The sequence below is a fragment of the Alkalihalobacillus sp. CinArs1 genome, assembly GCF_947387515.1.
GTDB lineage: Bacteria > Bacillota > Bacilli > Bacillales > Guptibacillaceae > Guptibacillus.
Genome location: NZ_CANDOB010000001.1, coordinates 1,353,065 through 1,369,779 on the forward strand (window position 1 = coordinate 1,353,065; position 16,715 = coordinate 1,369,779).

13 protein-coding genes are annotated in these 16,715 nt (G+C 39.5%); 2 read left to right on the forward strand and 11 right to left on the reverse strand.

Annotation, left to right across the window (positions count from 1 at the left end; all coding sequences use genetic code 11):
* Positions 1 to 296: 296 nt before the first annotated feature.
* Positions 297 to 1,010, reverse strand: coding sequence for a transposase (locus PFZ69_RS06920; protein WP_270180275.1), 714 nt, complete (start codon positions 1,008 to 1,010; stop codon positions 297 to 299).
* A gap of 462 nt (positions 1,011 to 1,472) precedes the next feature.
* Between PFZ69_RS06920 and PFZ69_RS06925 the strand changes: the two genes are divergently transcribed.
* Complete coding sequence (locus tag PFZ69_RS06925; RefSeq protein ID WP_270180276.1) at positions 1,473 to 2,573, forward strand: S8 family peptidase; 1,101 nt, start codon at positions 1,473 to 1,475, stop codon at positions 2,571 to 2,573.
* A gap of 62 nt (positions 2,574 to 2,635) precedes the next feature.
* Here the strand turns inward: PFZ69_RS06925 and PFZ69_RS06930 are convergent, their stop codons facing one another.
* A complete protein-coding gene (locus PFZ69_RS06930) occupies positions 2,636 to 3,127 on the reverse strand; it encodes an SRPBCC domain-containing protein (RefSeq protein WP_270180277.1) in 492 nt (163 codons plus the stop codon).
* Positions 3,128 to 3,404: 277 nt separating this feature from the next.
* On the opposite strand from PFZ69_RS06930, the gene PFZ69_RS06935 reads away from it, so the two are divergent.
* The gene (locus PFZ69_RS06935; protein WP_270180278.1) at positions 3,405 to 5,039 is read left to right on the forward strand and encodes an L-lactate permease; all 1,635 of its coding nucleotides are present in this window, start codon (positions 3,405 to 3,407) and stop codon (positions 5,037 to 5,039) included.
* 163 nt (positions 5,040 to 5,202) lie between these two features.
* Here PFZ69_RS06935 and PFZ69_RS06940 read toward each other — a convergent pair whose 3' ends face one another.
* From PFZ69_RS06940 to PFZ69_RS06980, 9 genes are all read right to left on the reverse strand, one after another.
* Positions 5,203 to 6,456 (reverse strand): hypothetical protein, encoded by a 1,254-nt coding sequence (locus PFZ69_RS06940; protein ID WP_270180279.1) that lies wholly within the window; start codon positions 6,454 to 6,456, stop codon positions 5,203 to 5,205.
* Positions 6,457 to 7,109: 653 nt separating this feature from the next.
* Complete coding sequence (locus PFZ69_RS06945; RefSeq protein WP_270180280.1) at positions 7,110 to 7,751, reverse strand: L-fuculose-phosphate aldolase; 642 nt, start codon at positions 7,749 to 7,751, stop codon at positions 7,110 to 7,112.
* A 40-nt stretch (positions 7,752 to 7,791) separates the two neighbouring features.
* Positions 7,792 to 8,577, reverse strand: a complete 786-nt coding sequence (locus tag PFZ69_RS06950) for a DeoR/GlpR family DNA-binding transcription regulator (RefSeq protein WP_270180281.1) — start codon at positions 8,575 to 8,577, stop codon at positions 7,792 to 7,794.
* A 90-nt stretch (positions 8,578 to 8,667) separates the two neighbouring features.
* Positions 8,668 to 9,711: an S-methyl-5-thioribose-1-phosphate isomerase gene (mtnA, locus tag PFZ69_RS06955; protein ID WP_270180282.1), complete on the reverse strand. Its 1,044-nt coding sequence runs from the start codon at positions 9,709 to 9,711 to the stop codon at positions 8,668 to 8,670.
* Between the two features lie 2 nt (positions 9,712 to 9,713).
* On the reverse strand, positions 9,714 to 10,952 hold the full coding sequence (mtnK, locus tag PFZ69_RS06960; RefSeq protein ID WP_270180283.1) for an S-methyl-5-thioribose kinase: 1,239 nt from the start codon (positions 10,950 to 10,952) through the stop codon (positions 9,714 to 9,716).
* 13 nt (positions 10,953 to 10,965) lie between these two features.
* Entirely contained in the window at positions 10,966 to 11,958 is a 993-nt protein-coding gene (locus tag PFZ69_RS06965) for an ABC transporter permease (RefSeq protein WP_270180634.1), read from the reverse strand.
* Between the two features lie 21 nt (positions 11,959 to 11,979).
* Positions 11,980 to 13,497, reverse strand: coding sequence for a sugar ABC transporter ATP-binding protein (locus tag PFZ69_RS06970; RefSeq protein ID WP_270180284.1), 1,518 nt, complete (start codon positions 13,495 to 13,497; stop codon positions 11,980 to 11,982).
* A 72-nt stretch (positions 13,498 to 13,569) separates the two neighbouring features.
* Positions 13,570 to 14,649 (reverse strand): sugar ABC transporter substrate-binding protein, encoded by a 1,080-nt coding sequence (locus PFZ69_RS06975; RefSeq protein WP_270180285.1) that lies wholly within the window; start codon positions 14,647 to 14,649, stop codon positions 13,570 to 13,572.
* 857 nt (positions 14,650 to 15,506) lie between these two features.
* Positions 15,507 to 16,673, reverse strand: a complete 1,167-nt coding sequence (locus PFZ69_RS06980; RefSeq protein ID WP_270180286.1) for a nucleotide sugar dehydrogenase — start codon at positions 16,671 to 16,673, stop codon at positions 15,507 to 15,509.
* Between the last annotated feature and the right edge of the window lie 42 nt (positions 16,674 to 16,715).

A 16,715-nucleotide genomic window follows, 5' to 3' on the forward strand; every position in this document is an offset into this window, starting at 1 on the left:
TAAGGAGAACGTAATCTCCAAATTAAAAAGTGACAAGTTAATCTATCCATTACCATTTATGATGGATTTCAACCATTATATACTTTAAGACGATTTGACAAAAAGTGCAAGTGGTAATCGGGACAGAGGGACAGGTACATTGTCCCAGCAGGGAGGGGGAAGGGGACATGGGGACAGGTTCCTCGTCCCAATTATGCTTATATTTTTGTTTTTAGAAGGATGCAACAATAAGTATATGGATGCGACGAGGATAACAAAGAAAGAATAGTTTTGCTGGACGGGATCCGACCAACTGTTTACTTTAATCGATCAATTACACTTTTCGAGATTCCAGTCACTCTAGATATCTGACGAATAGAAATCCCTTCGATTCTTTTCACTTTAGCTAACACAACATTCCGTTCTTCTCTATCCATTTGCTGAAGTACACTATTACATATAATGCCATTAGAACGTAGGTACTCTCTTACTTGGTCATCTGAAAACTTCACGACTTCGTTCACATCCAAACATTGATCTTCACGTAACTCCTGCATGTAAAGGATAAATCGCTGACGAGCTAAACATCTATCAGTAGAAAATAGATCTAACCCTTTTTCAATATTGACCAAGTTTGCTCTGTTCACATATTCATGTATGCTTGTCCACTTACTGTCCCACACACTTTTAACTAGATGTGCATTGAGAGGATTCTGGTGAATATACCTCAAAACTGTTTTAAAGTACGCATCACTTTCAACATTCTCACTATTAAACCTTTCCTGAAATAAATGACCACACCTCTCGTATTTCGTATTGTACCAATACACATAACTTGAGCTCAGTCTCTTCATAAAAGTTGAGATGCTCTCTTCTGTCTCCTTCACCAACATGTGGACATGATTATCCATCAAACAGTACGCGTAAAGTTCAATGCCACTTTTCTGTTTATACCTGGCAAGGGAAACTAAGAACCGCTCTTTGTCACGATCATCTTCAAAGATCGTTTGACGGTTAACACCTCTAAACACAATATGATAAACACCAGTCTTGCTTTTTGTTCTCGCTTTTCTAACCAGATTAGGGTCACCTCTTTTTCTGTAACGTTAGGTTCGTTTTATTACCATTCTAGGGAAAGAAATAGGATAAAAAGATGGGGGAGTTAAATAAAGTAGCTTTGGATGGGAGAAGGGTAAATCTTAGGAAGGGCGGAAGACAGTGGGCTTTTAAGTGTTTCATCTGTTGTACTCCTATACTATTAAACAGCAACTAAGAAAATCCTGCAGGAGGACGGGGACGGAGGGACAGGTACATTGTCCCTCCGTCCACAAATTCACTCTATAGTAGAGGATGTTTAAGTGGGACGAGGAACCTGTCCCCATGTCCCCTGTCCCCTCCCCCCCATTTTCAGCTATTTTGTACCTTCCCCCAATCATCAAGTAATTCTATGAATAAACTAGTAATGCCTTACAATGATAGGAGGTGTTACTTCAGTGAACTACTTTCCAGATAGATTTATAGTTCGATTTATCCCTGGTGTTTCAAGGCGACGTGCTTTGGAGATTATTCAACAAGTGGGTGGCCTTACTCTATTAGATGAGATACCAGTACTGAACGTCTATACGGTAGGAGTTGATCCCCTTCTCTTAAACATTAAGATGACGATTCTCTCTAACTTTTCTGGAGTTGAATATACCGAGTATGATGGCATCTTAGCGACTCAGTTGACACCGAATGATCCCCTCTTACCTAACCAGTGGGGTCTTCTTAAAATCAATTCGACTAGAGGATGGAACGTCACACGTGGATCAACATTTGTGAAAATCGCAATTTTAGATACTGGTGTTCAAACAAATCATCCTGATTTAGTGGACAAGATCGTGTTAAATAAAAACTTCTCAAATTCTTCAACGTATGAAGACTTACAAGGTCACGGAACGCACGTAGCAGGAATCGCAGCTGCTACCACGAAAAATGAAATTGGTGTCGCGGGACTGGCCATTAATCCAAGAATCATAAATGTGAAGGTGTTAGACGATACTGGAAGCGGAGCGTACAGCGATGTTGCTCAAGGAGTTGTTTATGCAACAGATAATGGAGCAAAAGTCATCAATATGAGCCTTGGTGGAACTTTTTTTAGTACAACGCTTCAAGATGCAATACAATACGCGAAAGACAACGGAGTGTTGGTCGTGGCTGCTGCCGGAAATAATAATTCAGACGACCTTTTCTACCCAGCCGCATATCCACATTGCCTTAGCGTTGCAGCTTTAAACCGAAACGACACGAAAGCATCGTTCTCAAATTACGGCTCTTCCTGGGTCGATGTTGCCGCCCCTGGCGTCGACATTTTATCTACTCTTCCAACCTACGAGAATCGAACAGGTCAAACCAACTACGGTACGTTATCAGGTACATCGATGGCTTCACCATTTGTAGCTGGTTTAGCGGCCCTGATGCTCTCTCTTGATCCTAGCGTTAACAACGTTCAAAATGCGATTGAGACAACAACTGTTCCGCTAAATGGGACAGGTTCTCTATATGAAAGAGGGCGTATTAATACGTATACGGCTTTGTTGAAAATAAAAGGGTAGAAACGGTGGGAGGTTTCTAGTTGATACCCAACCAAAATTAAAACAGTGAGGCTCATTGAGTCTCACTGTTTTGTCTTGGTGGGACGTGGGGACAGGTTCCTTTTCTGCTGATCATACACATACTGAATAAACGCTTCATATTGTTCCAGAAATACAAATTTACTAAGCCAGAGAGTTAATCTCCCCACAATAGAATAATAGACATTCTTAGGGATTAAGCTAGCTTCTACAGATAGTTCTGTTCCATTATCGCTTTCTACTAACTGATAGCGAGTAAAGCTTGTGCCTTCATTCGTCACGGTTTTCATTGCAATTTTATACGGAGGTTCGTGAACAAGCACTTCTGCATCCAACGTATAAATTTTCTTACCTAGCTTCTGTTTTGAAATAAAAGTCGAGCCTGCCGTGATTTCATCTTCAGAACCCTCATAAATATGCTCCACAATCATCGTATTCCATTTCAGCACATGCTTGTCCTTATGTAGACATTCATAAACAAGATCAATCGGTGCTGAAATGAAGTGATTATATTGATATGCTCTTAACTCTTTCATTCATTCTTCTCCCTGCTTAATCGCACCCACTTCTAAGGTGAGTAAAATAAGACTTTTATTTAGCCACTTTTGTGCCCTACCTTATATTCAATAACAATTCACTATTTCCTTTATTTGATGTCACGTTACTCTCATTCATAGGGAGAGCTCAAAAGATATTCCTGTCGCTATTGACTTATAAGAATGTGCGGTTTATCACATAACAATTCTCCTTATTTCTATATAGTAATTTGTGTAAGTTATCATAATCGACTATACACACAATAGGGTGATGAACATGAATACTATAGAACTTTTAACCGCTTTAACACCTGTACTCGCTGTATTTATTCTTCTCGTTCTTTTGAAACTTCCGGCAACGAAAGCAATGCCGGTTAGCTTCTTGCTGACCGCTGTCCTCTCTTATGTCGTATGGAAAATACCTCTACTACAAATTGCAGCGGCTTCCATTGAAGGACTAATCATATCAGTATCTATTCTTTGGATCGTATTTGGTGCCATCTTGTTATTGAACACCTTGCGTAATAGTGGTGCCCTCGATGCGATCCGAACTGGTTTTATGGGGATCTCAACAGATAGAAGGGTACAACTCATCATTATTGCATGGTTGTTCGGGGCATTTATTGAAGGAGCAGCTGGCTTTGGGACACCTGCAGCCATTGGGGCTCCGCTCCTTGTCGCCCTTGGTTTCCCTCCGCTTGCTGCTGTGGCACTCGCGCTTATCGCAGATAGTAGCCCCGTATCATTTGGAGCTGTTGGAACGCCGATTATTGTAGGAGTTGACCAGGGTCTCCGTCAGGGCCCTGCAGTTGCTGATCAAGTAGCAGCAACAATTGGGAACCAGCCGATGAGTGACTACTTGCAGGCCGTGACGCAAAGTGCCGTGTTTATTGACTTATTCGTAGGTACATTCATTCCATTTATATTAGTGATGATGCTAACACGGTATTTTGGAAAAAAACGTTCTTGGAAAGAAGGATTAGCGATATGGAAGTTTGCTTTATTCGCGGGTGTCAGTTTTACTCTTCCAGCTTTTACAGTTGCAAGCTTACTAGGTCCTGAATTCCCTTCAATCATCGGAGGACTCGTAGGGCTTGCTATCGTCATACCTGCGGCTAAACGAGGGTTTCTATTACCTGATAAGTCATGGGATTTTGGAGAACCTAGTAGCACTCCGAATAAAAGAACCCCTCTCCCACTCTGGCTTGCATGGATGCCTTACCTACTAGTAGCTATTTTCTTAGTTTTAACACGGTTAGACATTTTACCGATTAAGGGATGGTTAAAGTCAGTAAATGTTGGTTGGCAGCAAATTCTTGGTACAGAGATAAGCACTTCATTTGAACCGCTCTACTTACCAGGCTCCATTTTCATTGTGGTGATTCTCATTACGATTGTTATTCATAAAATGACGATGGAAGCAATAAAGGTTACCATGATCGACTCATTAAAAACGATGGCTGGGACCGTTTTCGCGTTAAGTACAGCTGTTCCAATAGTTAGGATCTTTATTAATTCAGAAGTGAACGGTGCGGATTTAATGAGTATGCCAATGGAACTTGCTACGATGGTTGCGAACTCCGTTGGAGATGCCTGGCCTCTCGTCGCGCCATTCATTGGTGCACTCGGTTCATTTATCTCAGGAAGTGCCACCTTCAGTAACATGATGTTCTCACTCTTCCAATTCAGTGTCGCGGATCAGCTACAGATGAACGAGCAGCTCGTGCTGTCTCTGCAGGTTCTTGGAGCAAATGCCGGTAACATGATTTGTGTATTGAATGTTGTTGCTGCAGCGTCTGTGGTTGGAATGGTTGGAAAGGAAGGAACGATTATCAGGATGACGATTGGGCCGATGCTTTTTTATGCGGTGTCTTCAGGGGTGTTGGGGTTTTTGTGGGTTGTGTTTTTATAATTGGCTTGTTTAAAATTCCTTAAGGTGAGTAGGTGAATCATTGTAAGGTTTGGCTAATTCTTTGTATTCAGCACTTGAAAAATAAGCTATTCCACAAAGGGAATAGCTTATTTTTCTATCAATTATTGTCTCTATTGGACGAGAAACTGTCCCTATTTATCCATTAGATTTCTAGAAACAGCTTTATTTCTTCTGGGTCTTCATTCATTTTTTCTTCTAATTGAGTGAGACACATATACAACGGGACTGAAAGCAATTCATTATAGTCAGGGACATTCTTTAGTTTGATAATCAATTCTTGCAGATCATTAATACTTTGAATTTGCCAACGGTGCTGGGTTCTTGATTCCCTTACTTCTAATTCATCAGGATTCAGGTCGGAATAGAGTGCGTTAATTTTTGTAAGACCAGTAAATTCAGGTTTCCCTGCTCTTTTTACCCATCTAAAATAACCCAATATTTTAGTTTCAAACAATTCTACTTTACTATCAGTTTTTAAGCCGCTTTCTTCTACTAACTCTCTCTCCATACCATTAATGAGAGCTTTGTTAAAGCTAGATTGTTCAAAGTCTGACCAGTCACTTGAACCACTTCCTGTTGGGACAAACAAATTAGAACTGGATTGAGCGTGTTCATTTTGCTTCCATAATACTAAATAATTGTCACTTGTAAAGCCGAGGGTTGACACACCTATTTCATTGTTAATTGTAGAATACTTAATTTCTTTCAATCTAAACTTATTATCGTACACTTCAAAAGGGAAGTACTTTGCTCCATCTTTGTAGATTAAGTCATCGCCCTTTTTATATAATGCTTTTGTGCAAACATGGTTTGTTAAAAACGTATCGTAGTAAGATCCTTTGTGACAAAAAACTTTATTTTCATTCGTACTAATATCACTCGATAAACAAAGCTTCTGTTGATTAAAGAAGTGTTTGTTATCAGAAATCGATCTGTTGAAATGAAGGTTGAAGAAAGGAAGTAAGTCCTCCTTTTCCCTAATTAACTTTTGTTTAATTTTCTTCTTTTTAATAGGGTTACGCTCTATTGCAAATGTGCTCTCCCAAAGCATTTTATTAACTTTTTTTGATTGAAAGGTGAAATCGTTCTGTAATGGTATATCGATTCTGACAAACCCATTTCTCTCTTCAACGGTGCTCGGATGGATATCATCTAGTAGATATAGGTTCTCTTTATACAAAATTCTGTCTATCGTTTTAATTGAATAATTTCTTTTATCATTATATTTTTTCAGTTCATAGATTATTTTAAATACATCATAACCAAATTTAAAAAATGAAAAAATAACCAACAAGAAAATAGATGAATTGCTAAACAAGCTTGTTTCAGGAATAGACCATTGCCTTACAAAGGCTCTTATTGAGAAAATAAAAATTAACAAATCAATGATTAACATGAATGTTTCACTTTTTTTCATCAAAAACAAATATGTATAATAATCTATATACATTCTGAACTTCATTTCTCTCCCCCAGTTTCTTAAATAATCCACAATTACCATTTTACAGTAATTTTTATATGTAGAATAGAAATATAGTAATTTCAGAGTGATTGTACTTGTCAATTAAAACTTTAATCCAAAAAATCATAATTACTATTAGGAAACCAAACAAGCTAGTCTATATAGACTAGCTTGTTTTCTACTTTATAAGCACTCCAATTGAATCACGTTTTGGACAACATGCCCTCCTCTCAAGTTTACGTAGATAAAAATTAAATCCACGGCTAATAATCAAGTCTGATTTTTGATCAACAAGGTAGAGATATCCTTCTTCGTCCAGATATCCCATATAACGGCGTATAGATCCAATCTCCTTTAACCGTTTCAGATGTTAATTCAGTTACTTTCCAATACCCCACCATCATTTGATCCTTACAAACGACAATTCCCCCGATTTCACCTACTGGAATTATTTATTCAGCTTAATACATACAATTATGCATAAGTTTCTATTCGTTTAGTTCATCCTCGTATTTCCAAACTAAAGAAGCTCTTCAAATTAAGAAGAACTTCTACGACATTCCTATATCTACACTCGTTAAAACAAGTTATCCCTGCCCATACCCTTCAAACTTAACACTCAACTTCTCCATCTCTTCATTCGATAAAATCTTAGGCTCACCAATACATTTTGCCTGATAATAGATCCTTGCACAAAATTCAATTTCTTCGGCAATTGTAAACGCGGCATCAATGGTTGAAGCTCCTGCGATCATTCCATGGTTCTCGAGTAGAACAGCTCGGCGATCTTCCATTCCTTTCAGTGCAGCATTCGCTAATGCGGGAGTTCCAAATGTTTCGTATCGTGCGCAGCGCACATTCGGACCTGCAAATGCGACAAGATAGGAAACGGCTGGAAGCTCCCAACCTAGGGAAGCGATCGTTTTCGCATAAGGGGAGTGGGTATGTACGACCGCTTCAATATCTTCTCTTTCTCGATAAAAGATAAGATGCATATCTAATTCACTCGAAGGCTTCCTCTTTCCTTCCACTACCTCACCTAGCAAGTCGACAATAACGACGTCTTCAGGCTCCGTACTGAAATAATCCAGGCCGCTCGGACTAATCGCGACAAGGTTTTCTTCCTTATTATAAATACTAATATTGCCACCGGTACCTTTTGTTAAGCCACTGCTTACAATCTTTCTTCCGTATTCTACAACTTGTCTTCGTTCCTTAACTAAAAGCATGTGAACGCCTCTCTTTTCTATAAGTTAGGCAGTTAGAGGACTATTTTGCAATCACTACTTCTGTGCCATAAGTTTTATAACTGGTAACACACTCTTTTTGTTTCGGAGTGTAAGGTTCCAATTCATCTGTAATAATTCGATCGATCCGTTCCTTTCCGCAGATTTTAAAGAAAGAAACACACCCAAGCTTGGAACGATCGGCAATGACATTTAGCTGCGATGTTTTTTCGATCATCGCCTGCTTTGCTTCTCCTTCATCGATGGTGGAGTCTGTTAAACCTTCATGAAAGTTCAGCGCTTTTGCAGAGAAAAAGGCTTTATCGATATAGATAGACTCTAAGAACTTTTTGATGGAAGGTCCAACTAATGACAATGACTTGTCGCGAAGGAATCCACCAAGTAAGATCACCGCAATCCCTGGGGTATCGGATAGTTCGATCGCTATGCTGATGTTGTTCGTTACTACCGTCAGCTTTTCTTTATCTTTAATGAGCTTGCTCACTTCAAGTGCCGTCGTACTGGCGTCAAATGCAATCACATCCCCATCGTTGATGAGACCTGCAGCGATTCGAGCAATCGCCATTTTTTCTGAGTGATTGCTTTTTAATCTTTCTTCGATCGATGCTTCATACAGACGCTTCGTTTTAAGCTTAACTCCGCCATATACACGGATGACTTCGTTGTCCTTTTCAAGCCGATCAATATCTCTTCTTATTGTCATTTCCGATACATTAAACACGTTACTTAAGTAGGTAACATCCGCGTAATCGGTTTGACCAAGAATATCTATGATTTGTTTTCTTCGATTAACTGGTGAGTTAGACATAATGAGTATCTCGCCCTATTCTGTACTTATTTAGTTCCATGTCTAATCTATCGTACCAATTTTCTAAAAGCAATAAATGACAGGAACCTTTTAGCTGAATATTTTCTTGAGGTTTTCAGAATATGGTGCTCGGATGATCCCTTTTTCAGTAATAATCGCCGTAACGTTCTCGTTAGGGGTCACATCAAATGCTGGATTATACACATTGACTCCTTCTGGTGCAGAAAATTGCCCAAAACGATTGATCACTTCATGAGAGTCTCTTTCCTCAATCGGTATTTCTTTTCCAGTAGGAGTTTTTAAATCGATCGTTGGAGTTGGTGCTGCTACATAAAATGGAATGTTGTAATAGTTAGCCAGAATCGATACGCCTAGCGTTCCGATTTTGTTTGCGACGTCTCCGTTTGCAGCTACGCGATCACATCCAACGATAACAGCATCAATTTTCCCTTGTGACATCACCACCGCTGCCATATTATCTGTAATAACCGTAACATCGATTCCTGCACGCTCTAATTCAAGCGCTGTCAGCATCGATCCTTGCAAACGAGGTCTTGTTTCATCAGAATATATTTTTAGATCCCAACCCTTTTCTTTTGCAAGATACATTGGTGATGTAGCTGTTCCATACTTCGTCGTTGCCAGTGCACCAGCGTTACAATGCGTGAGAACACCCATCTTATCTTCAAAAAGAGTAATGGCGTGCTCCCCGATCTTGCGGTTGATCTCTTCATCTTCACGGTGAATGGCTTTGGCTTCTTTTAGAATACGCTCCTTAAGCTCAGCAACAGGCAAACCGTTGTTGTCTCCTACAACCGCTTCCATTCTTTCTAACGCCCAAAATAAGTTCACTGCCGTTGGCCTGGATGTTGCGAGAAAAGCAGACTGATCACGAACCACTTGAACAAAGTCTTCAAATGACTCTTCAGGAGCATCTTTGATTCCAAGATAGAGGCCATAGGCCGCCGCAACTCCGATTGCAGGTGCACCGCGGACCTTCATTACTTGAATGGCATCCCATACGCCATCAGCAGTTGAAAATGATTCGTATACAACTTCATTTGGCAAAAGCGTCTGATCGAGAAGAATCAGCTCATCATCTCGCCATTCGATACTAATTAATTGGTCCGTCATAGTCAGTCTCCTTTAAGAACTTCTAATGAAGCTTCGTTTTTTAATGCTTTTAAAAAGTCATGCCCAGATTGGAAACGATCCGCTTCTAAAATAAACGTTTTTCCAACAGTTAAACAGATTCTTTCAGCTCTTGCACGGTCATTTTCATTCGTTATCGATGTAATGTCCTTCACTTTCGCAATCCCTATGATTCTTCTAATAAGTTCAAGTCCTGCAATAGAAGCAGAATCTTTAAGAACCGTCCGTAAATACCAGGTATCGAAGGCTTTCTCACCAGCCATGATATCTGTGGCATGGTTCTCCCATGCTTCAAGGAACTTGGAAGAGAATTGATCGACGATGCCTTCGATCGTTTCTTCGATCCACGCTAAATAGGAAGCCTTTTCTTCCCCGTCCTCCATCACAGCATCCGTGTTACACCAGGCGAAAATAAAGTTTGCAAGAATATTTCCAACGTCATATCCCATCGGACCATAGAAAGCGAACTCAGGATCGATCACTTTGGTGGAATCCTTCGTCACAAAGAAAGAGCCTGTGTGAAGATCACCGTGAACAAGCGCTTGAGCATTCGTCATGAATGAGAATTTTAGCTTAGCTGCTTCCAATCGCAGCTTGGGGTCTCCATAGATGTTTTCTTCGATCCAGGCTTTGTTCAAGGAAGACAAATCGTTTCTAACTTTATAATCGTTAAATGGCTCAGAGTACACCAAATCCTCTGTAATCTCGCACAGTTCTGGATTGATGTAGTTTTTCATTCGTTCCTTCTTTTCTTTATGATCCATGACGACATCGGACGTTAAGAGAAGCGTGTTCACCATGAAGGTCGTCACGTGATCGACGAATAGAGGAAATTTCACTTTATCAAGCAGCGCTGTTCTTAAAATTTGATGAGATGAGAGGTCTTCCATCACACAACAGTTCATCACATCATCGTAGAGAATTACATCTGGAACTAAGCCTGGTGCTAATTTATGATGAAGCATCAACACGCTGCTTTCGATTCGAATGCGATTAGTCGATAGTTTGAACTCATCAGAAATTCGTGCTGTATGTCCAGCTTGTTTAATAATAACAGACGCACTTCCGTCTTCTTCCCAGACCCTGAAAACGTAGTTCAAGTTTCCATCACCAATCTCTTTACAGTGTAGAGATGAATCATCTTGAAAAAGTGATAATTTTTCACGAGCATACTCAATTACATCTTTTTCTTCCATTAAAAAGTAGGCATCAAACTCTCTCATTTTACCCCTCCGTTTAATGTCGCTTATTGTAATACGTGGATGCTAACGCAAGCGCTAGGACAAGACCTTTAATAATGTTCAGTGAATAATAAGGAACAGACATCATGATTAACCCGTTTTCTAACACACCAACGAGGATCGCACCGATCAGCGTTCCGATGGCGTTCGGCTTTCCTAAGCCTGCGAAAGATGAACCTATAAAAGCTGCCGCAACCGCTGGCATAAGAAAGCCTGCGCCAGCATTGATTTGAGCAGAACCAATTTTTGAAGCAAGAATGATACCACCGAGCGCTGCAAGGAACGTGGAAATGGCATAGGCGAGCGTTCGATAACGGTTCACGGGTATACCTGATAAGCGTGCAGCCTCCATGTTTCCACCAACCACATAGAGATAACGGCCATGCTTCGTGTGGTTCAAGAAAATATGCACAAGGAGTACAACCACAGCCATGATGATGATGATCCATGGTGCCTGACCAAGTTTTATAAATACCGTGCTAAGCTGCCCTTCTGTTGGCGTGCCATCAAGGCGCGGCATCCCTTCACTAATCGAACCACCGCCGGTATACGTCATCGCAACTCCTTCGAATATAAACATCGTCGCAAGAGTCGCGAACAAATCTGGTATCTTAACTTTTACGATGAGAAAAGCGTTCACTGCAGCTACTACGAGCGTAATGCCGATTGCGATCAAAATTGAAGGAACGGTAGGCATGCTAAACCAGACAAACATAGAGACGATCAATGAGCTTGAAAGTGTAGCAGCGGATCCAACGGACAGGTCAAATCCATTCACCGTTAACGAAACGGTCAACCCGATCGCAATAATGGTCACAATTGCGATACTTCGAAAGATCGTTAAGATATTAGATCCCGTTAAGAACTGCGGCATCGCTACCGAAAAGAAGATGACGAGAAGAATAATCGCGATAACCGTTCCCCAATTGTTTACGAATTGGAGTGCCCCGCTTAATCCTCTCCCGGTCTGAGATGCGTGTTTATTCATTTCTGGATTCGTTGACATACATCACTTTCCCCCTGTGGAATAATAAAGAATTTCTTCTTCGGACGTGGAAGAGGTCTCAAGTTCTTTTACAATTTCACCATCGTACATTACATAGATGCGATCTGTGATCGAAAGAATCTCTGATATCTCGCTCGATGCATAGAGTACACCTTTTTTCGATTTGGCTAAGTTTGTGATCAAATCAAAAATATCGCCTTTGGCACCAACATCGACACCCTTTGTCGGCTCATCGAATAAATAAACGCTCGCATCTGTCATGAGCCACTTTCCTACGGCTACCTTCTGCTGATTACCGCCTGAAAGAAAGGCAACTTTCTGGTTTTCACTCGGGGTTTTAATACCCAGACGTTTGATCATCTCTCTAGCAGACTCTTTTTCCTTTGAAGGCTTAAGAAAGCTTAGCTTAGTAGAAAACCTTGCTAGATTAGCAGCTGAGAGGTTTGAATATACCGGTTCTTCTACTAACACACCTTCTTTACGCCTTTCCTCAGGCACAAGGGCGATCCCTTGTTTCACAGCAGCGTAAGAATTTTTAATCGCTAACTTTTTATCTCGTAAATTCATACTTCCAGAAGCTGTTTGATAGGACCCGAAGATCGTTTTGCATAGCTCTGTTTTCCCAGCTCCTACGAGCCCAGCTACCCCGACGATCTCCCCTTCTCGAACCTGAAGATTGATATCCTTGATCCGTCCTTTTTTCTCTGTAATATTTTGAACACGAAATAGCGTATTACCGATTTCGACTGACTCTTTCTTATGCTCTTCATCAAACGTTCTACCGAGCATGTATTCAACGACTTCTTTTGATGTTAATCCTTCCATCTCACGAGTAATCACTAGCTTTCCATCTTTCATAATCGTGATGTCTTCACAAATCTCAAAAAGTTCAGGAAGACGGTGAGAGATAAACACGATTCCTACATCGTGGTTTTTCGCAAGATCTCTTACAATACGAAAGAGCTCTTCTGTTTCTCGATTACTAAGAGGCGCCGTGGGTTCATCTAAAATAAGGAACCGTCGTTCTTCGACGATCGCCCGTGCAATGAGCACCATTTGTTTTTCAGCTAGATCAAGATCTTCCACCTTTTTCTTCACATCGATGTTGATGTTCAACCTGTTAAGAGCTTCCTGAGCCTTTTTATATACGTGATTCCAATTCACAAAATGCTTCTTTCCCATTTTATTCACGAGAATATCGAGCATAATGTTTTCGCCAACATCCAGGTAAGGGATAAGTGCGGTATCGACTTCCTGATAAACGATGTCGACACCAATTCCTTTTGCTGTTTTAGGCGAGTCGATAACAACATGGTTACCATCAAGAGAGATATCACCCGTGTAATGCGTATAGGCTCCTGATAACACCTTCATTAACGTTGACTTCCCTGCTCCGTTAGCACCGATCAACGCATGAATACTTCCAGACTGGAGTTCAAAATCAACACCTGAAAGAGCTTTTACACCGGGGAATTCAATCGATATATTCTTCATCGTTATTACGGATTTTTGTTTTTCCATCCTTCACCCAACTCTTCTATCTAGAATGGTAAAAGGAGAGAAGCTTGCTCCCTCCTTATTTAAAACTCTCACTTATTTTCCGTGAACGTCACGAAGCTTCTTCATCCACTCTTCATTAAACTCGTCTGATTCTCCCCACCCTTCTACTACCTCACCAAGGTTCGTCATGTTTGTATCTTCTTTCAAGTCACTTTGCTTGATCAGCATCGCTTCAAGATCATATGTTTCAGGTGTTTCTTCACCTGCAAGTTTCTTAGCCATCAAACGCATGTTCATCTTTCCGATTAGACCAGGATCAACAGCTGCCGTCGACATCCAGTTGCTTCCCTCTTCACGCATAAAGTTAATGTCCTGGTTTGAAATGTCGATTGAGAATAGCTTAATATCCGTACGTTTGTTATCCTTCATTGCTTTATAAGCACCTTTGGCCATCTCGTCCCAAGATCCCCACACCGCATCGACCGTACCATCTGGGTATTTTGCTAGAACAGAACTCACCTTCGAAGCAATGTCACCTTGAACATCTTGGAAGTTCGTTGGTCCAATGACTTCAAGCGTTTTAATTTTCCCTTCATCTTCATACTTTTGATAAATCTCCTGACGTCGATCTAATGGAGGAACACCAGGACCGAACCAAAGCTTTATCACTTTCACAGGCTGAGAGGAAGCGCTTACAACCTCGTCCAAAGAAAGTTCCGCAAGCTTATAGTCATCCTGGAAAGTAGAAGTGATTCCCTCAAGGGTTTCTCCGTCCTGTTCAGCAATCGTGTCAAATGCTACAACCTTAATGCCTTTATCAATCGCTGGCTTGATCATTTTATAAGAGTAGTCCTTCTTACCATGTGAAATAATCAATCCGTCATACTGTTTCTGAATCGCTTGAGCCACAAGTTCCTGAAACTTTGCGTCATCATTATCAGAGATAAACGTATCTACCTTAAACCCGAACGCTTCTCCTTCTTTGCGCGCACCATCCAAAAATTGCTTCGTATGATCATCAGAAGGCAAGTTACGAATAACCGCAATCTTCTTGCCACCCTGAACTTCTTCAGGTACACCCTCAACACTCTCCGTAGAAGCCTGTTCACCTTGACCAGAGCAAGCTGTCAACACAAGAACGAAAGCTAGTAAAATCACCGCTACCTTTTTCATACTCTTCCCCCTTAACGTAATAGATGTGTTCATTAGTAACAAACTTGGATAGTTTAGTAGTGAAGTGAATGGTAACATTTCTGCTCTTGAAGTTAATCACTAGTGGTTACAAACTAACATTTAGTGTTACTAATTAACATTTATTTTATTATAACCTTAGTGGATGGGAAGTCAATATCTTTTCTGGGTATATTTTAATAGGTCTAAAGGACTTTTGGTTTGCAACAAAAAAAAAAAAACAGTTGAAACCCAACACATGAAGGGGTCAACTGGAATAATACTTCAGCTTTATTATCACTATATCTAGTAAACTAAAGAATTAGAAAAGGCACTATTGCTAACACTCTCTTTACAATGGTTGTTTCACCTCTTCTACCCATCAATTAAACTTCTTCTCTGTATCCACTTAATGATTCACTTTCGAAATAAAATTTGTCTACATCTATTTCATGCTCCTTCGGAAGGAGCATTTTCAGAACCTCTTCACTTAACTTAAATTTGGCCAATGTTGGGACATATTTTATATTTAAAAATTATTCATTATTTCCTTTCTTTGAATCCACTATAATCTTATTCATCGAGAAAATGAATAAATGAACAAAATGATAAGAACAGATCCATGATTTAATTCAGGAGAGACTAAACGTTAAGGCGAAAGATACAGCTCGAAGATCAAGATGTTGAAATCTTAATTAGGGGAAACTGTTAAATTCTAGTTACATTTACAATATATTATAATTATTTTAAAACATAAATAGCATTCAATAATAAAAGCAGCCTTTTCATATAACTTAGAAAAGACTGCTAACCATTTACTAACATACTTCCTTGATGACGAGTATTTATCTTCCAGATTCTTAATCCCTACTAAACAAATCTCTTGTGTATACCTTCCCTTTAACATCATGTAACTCATCAGATAAACGATTTGCAACTATCAAATCTGAAACACTCTTAAATTCTTCAAGGTTATTTATAACTTTAGAATTGTAGAATGTTTCTTCATGTATTGCTGGTTCATACACAATAACTTCAATGCCTTTAGCTTTTATTCGCTTCATTACGCCTTGAATTGCTGATTGCCTAAAGTTATCTGAATCCATTTTCATAGTGAGTCGATAAATACCCACGATCTTTGGATTCTTCTTTATTACCATATCAGCTATGTGATCTTTACGAGTTCTATTTGCATCAACAATTGCTGTCATTATATTGTTTGGAACATCACTATAATTGGCTAAGAGTTGTTTTGTATCTTTAGGCAAACAGTATCCACCATAACCAAAAGATGGATTATTATAGTGATCTCCTATTCGCGGATCCATACCCACTCCATCAATAATTTGCTTCGTATTTAACCCTCTCACTTCAGCATAGGAGTCTAATTCATTAAAAAAAGCTACTCTCATACCCAAGTAAGTATTAGCAAATAACTTAATGGCCTCAGCCTCAGTTGAATTTGTATATAAAACAGGTACGTCCTCTTCTATAGCTCCTTGTAGTAATAATTCACCAAACATTTTTGCTCTATCTGATTGCTCTCCTACAATTATTCTTGAAGGATATAAGTTATCATACAAAGCTTTTCCTTCTCGTAAAAATTCAGGAGAGAATATTATATTGTTTGTCTCGAATTTTTGTTTTACTTTTTCTGTGTAACCTACTGGGACAGTTGATTTTATTACCATAACAGCATCAGGATTTATTGATAATACATTTGCAATTACGGCTTCTACAGTTCTAGTATTAAAATAATTCAGTTTTGGATCATAATTGGTTGGGGTAGAAATAATAACATAATCAGCATTTATAAAAGCCTTATAATTATCGGTGGTTGCAACTAAGTTTAATTCTTCTTGCAACAAATATTCTTCAATTTCTTTGTCTATAATTGGTGAAACTTTATTGTTTATCATATTAACTTTTTCTTCAATAATATCTAGTGCAATAACTTCATTATCTTTAGCCAAGAGTATTGCATTTGATAGACCAACATAACCTGTACCCGCTATTGTAATCTTCATATAAATAAAACACCTCAACATTCAAACTCTAATGTATATTAA

Bases quoted from the DNA above. Each gene is read 5' to 3' on its own strand.
- PFZ69_RS06930 (WP_270180277.1), bottom strand. From the start codon at position 3,127: ATGAAAGAGTTAAGAGCATATCAATATAATCACTTCATTTCAGCACCG.
- PFZ69_RS06935 (WP_270180278.1), top strand. From the start codon at position 3,405: ATGAATACTATAGAACTTTTAACCGCTTTAACACCTGTACTCGCTGTA.
- PFZ69_RS06940 (WP_270180279.1), bottom strand. From the start codon at position 6,456: ATGTTAATCATTGATTTGTTAATTTTTATTTTCTCAATAAGAGCCTTT.
- PFZ69_RS06945 (WP_270180280.1), bottom strand. From the start codon at position 7,751: ATGCTTTTAGTTAAGGAACGAAGACAAGTTGTAGAATACGGAAGAAAG.
- PFZ69_RS06950 (WP_270180281.1), bottom strand. From the start codon at position 8,577: ATGTCTAACTCACCAGTTAATCGAAGAAAACAAATCATAGATATTCTT.
- mtnA (WP_270180282.1), bottom strand. From the start codon at position 9,711: ATGACGGACCAATTAATTAGTATCGAATGGCGAGATGATGAGCTGATT.
- mtnK (WP_270180283.1), bottom strand. From the start codon at position 10,952: ATGAGAGAGTTTGATGCCTACTTTTTAATGGAAGAAAAAGATGTAATT.
- PFZ69_RS06965 (WP_270180634.1), bottom strand. From the start codon at position 11,958: ATGAATAAACACGCATCTCAGACCGGGAGAGGATTAAGCGGGGCACTC.
- PFZ69_RS06970 (WP_270180284.1), bottom strand. From the start codon at position 13,497: ATGGAAAAACAAAAATCCGTAATAACGATGAAGAATATATCGATTGAA.
- PFZ69_RS06975 (WP_270180285.1), bottom strand. From the start codon at position 14,649: ATGAAAAAGGTAGCGGTGATTTTACTAGCTTTCGTTCTTGTGTTGACA.
- PFZ69_RS06980 (WP_270180286.1), bottom strand. From the start codon at position 16,673: ATGAAGATTACAATAGCGGGTACAGGTTATGTTGGTCTATCAAATGCA.